The 2,718-nt window shown below is 67.2% G+C and carries 3 protein-coding genes; all 3 read right to left on the bottom strand.

Annotation, left to right across the window (positions count from 1 at the left end):
- A partial coding sequence (locus tag VFA16_RS17755) for a phytoene/squalene synthase family protein (RefSeq protein WP_324969081.1) occupies positions 1-651 on the bottom strand: 651 nt, incomplete at its 3' end.
- Positions 648-2,165: a phytoene desaturase family protein gene (crtI, locus tag VFA16_RS17750; RefSeq protein ID WP_324969080.1), complete on the bottom strand. Its 1,518-nt coding sequence runs from the start codon at positions 2,163-2,165 to the stop codon at positions 648-650. The genes VFA16_RS17755 and crtI, both read right to left, overlap by 4 nt.
- 28 nt (positions 2,166-2,193) lie before the next feature.
- The coding region (locus VFA16_RS17745; RefSeq protein WP_324969079.1) for a polyprenyl synthetase family protein at positions 2,194-2,718 on the bottom strand (525 nt) is incomplete at its 5' end.

Raw genomic sequence — 2,718 nt, 5'->3', positions numbered from 1 at the left:
ATGACGGTGACACCACATCAGCACCTCGCGGTCGACGCCGTAGGCGGCCAGTTCGTCGGCCGGCAGGTATACCCGTTGGCGCACAAGGTCTTCATCGATGTCGCGCAAAAAGTTGGTGAGCTGGAAAGCCGTGCCGAGCGCGGCAGCGTATGGTGCGGCCTCTTCTGCCGGGCCTATGGTGCCCAGGATGGGAAGTAGCTGCAGGCCAATCGCTTCGGCTGAGCCTTTGATGTAGCGGTTGAGTGCGGCGCGGTTGGGATAGTCGGTGACGGTCAGATCCATCCGCATCGAGGTCAAAAAGTCGTCGAACAGTTCGGCTGCGATGCTGTACCGGCGTGCGGTGTGGGTGACCGCCGCCAGCACGGGATGGTCGGCGTGATCGCCTCCGGTGAAGAACTGGTCGGACAAACCTTGCAGCCGTTGCGCCCGGATGCTGGTGTCCAGGTCCGGGTTGAGGTCGTCGAGAATGTCGTCAGCGTAGCGGGCAAAGCCGTACAGCGCGTGCACGGCCGGACGCTGATCTGGGGCGAGTAGTCGGGTGGCCAGAAAGAAGGTGCGGCCGTGTGCGGCGTTGATTTCGCGGCAGCGTCGATATGCTTCGCGTAGCCGCGCATCGCCGATGCCGGCAGCGTCCAGCTCGGCGCGGATCATCGTAGTGCGGCTTTCGTGATGACGCGTCGCGTCGAGTGTCCGACCGTGCCGGTGATGCGGTCGGCGGCCAGCCGCCCGGAGATCAACGCGGTCGGCACACCGACGCCGGGCACTGTGGAAGATCCGGCCAGCACCGCGTTGTCGATGCCCCGTACGGTATTGGCCGGCCGGAACGGCCCGGTTTGGGAAAACGTGTGGGACAGCGCAAACGGTGTTCCGGCGGCCATACCCTGGCGCGCCCAGTCAGCGGGGGTGACGGCGTGCAGCACACGCGCGTCGTGCAGGCCGGGGAGCAGCCGGTCTGCGACGACGCCGAGGAGTTGTTGGGCGTAGTCTTCGCCGACAGCGGACCAGTCGATGCCGGGGTGGGTGAGGTTTGGCGCCGGTGCCAAAACGTAGAGCAGATCGCGACCGGCTGGGGCCAGGCTCGAGTCGCTGGCGGTGGGTCTGGTGACCAGCAGCGAGGGGTCCCGCATCAGCCGACCGTCACGGACGATGTCGTCGAATGTCTGCTCCCAGGCGTTGCCGAACAGGATGCTGTGATGCGCTACTTCCGACGGCATCCGCGGGCAGGCCACGTGGACGACGACCGCCGACGGCGCCGGCCGCAGGTTCCCCAAGCGGCGTGGCCGGCGGCCCAGCAGTGCATAGGTTTGGGGCAGCTCGGTGGTCAGAACCACTGCGTCGCAGGCTATTCGATGACCCCGGTCGGTGCGGACGGCCGCCACGCGGCGGTCGGCGCGTTCGAGTTCGGTGACGCATGCACCGTAGTGGAATCGCACACCGGCATCGATCGCCGCGGCGGCCAGCGCATCGGGCAAGGCCCGTACGCCGCCGCTTGGAAAGAAAACGCCGGCAACAATATCCATGTAGGCGATGACGGCGTAGACCGCGAGAGCATGCTGCGGCGCGACACCGGCGTACAGCGACTGGAAGGTGAACACCCGCCGCAACCGCGGGTCGCTGATGTAGCGCTTGACCATGCTGTCCCACTTGCGGAATCCGCCGATCGCGGCCAGCCGCGCCAGCTGCGGAGTGAGCAGCGAGAGGGGAGAGTCGAAGTTTCTGGCGATGAATCCGTCGAATTCCGTGCGGTACAACCGGGTCAGCCAGTCCTGTAGCCGGCGGTAGCCCGCCGCCTGCGTGCCGTCGGCGAACTGCGTTATCGCCGCGGCCATGTGCTCGGGATCGGTGTGTACATCGAGGCTGCTGCCGTCGGCGAAGACCGCGCGGTAGGCCGGATCGAGCGCCATCAGCTCCAGACGCGTCGAGCGGTCGTCCCCGACGGCGGCGAATGTTTCGTCGATGATGTCGGGCATCGTCAGCACCGTGGGCCCGGTGTCGAGCCGATAGCCGTCGACGTCGAGCCGGCCCGCACGCCCCCCAGGCCATGCTTCGCGCTCGACCACCGTGACGTCGCGGCCGCGGCCGGCCAGGTGCAGGGCGGCCGACAGCCCCGCCAATCCCGCGCCGACCACGACCACCCGATCGCTGCGTCCGGTGACGGTGCGCATCAGCGAACTGCTTTCGGGGACGAGCGGCTCATTGGCTGCGGTCCGTGCACTCGGCAGCCATGTTGTCCAGCGCGCTGCGAACCGATTCGTCGATGTCCATGTCGCCCAGTGCTTTTCGGGCTGATTCCACCCGGCTGGCGATCATCTCTTCGATCCATTGCACCGCGCCCGTCGCCAGGATCAACGCCCGCCAGCGGTCGAGCGCGCTGTCGTCGATGTCGTCGCTTTTCATCAATTCGGTGAGTTGACGGCGGGTCGGTGCGTCGGCCAGTTGGTGTGCGGCCATCACGACGCTGGTCGGCTTGCGTTCGATCAGATCTCCGCCACTGGGCTTGCCCGTCGTTGACGTCAACCCGAAGACGCCAAGCACGTCGTCGCGCAGCTGGAAGGCTTCCCCTACCGCTGCCCCGTATTGGCCGAGCCCGGACATCGTGCGATCGCCGCAGCCGGCCATCGCGGCGCCGATCTCCAACGGCCGACGCACCGTGTAGTTGCCCGACTTGCGGCGCGCGACATCCAGGACGGCGTCCATGGTCGGCAAATCCCGGGCGTC

Source organism: Mycobacterium sp. (genome assembly GCF_035653355.1).
Taxonomy (GTDB): domain Bacteria; phylum Actinomycetota; class Actinomycetes; order Mycobacteriales; family Mycobacteriaceae; genus Mycobacterium.
The sequence above is the reverse complement of the archived record's forward strand: the minus strand, read 5'-3'. Positions and strand labels throughout refer to the sequence as shown.

What these genes read in the sequence shown, in the direction of transcription:
- crtI (WP_324969080.1), bottom strand. Translation starts at nt 2,165, where the DNA reads ATGCGCACCGTCACCGGACGCAGCGATCGGGTGGTCGTGGTCGGCGCG.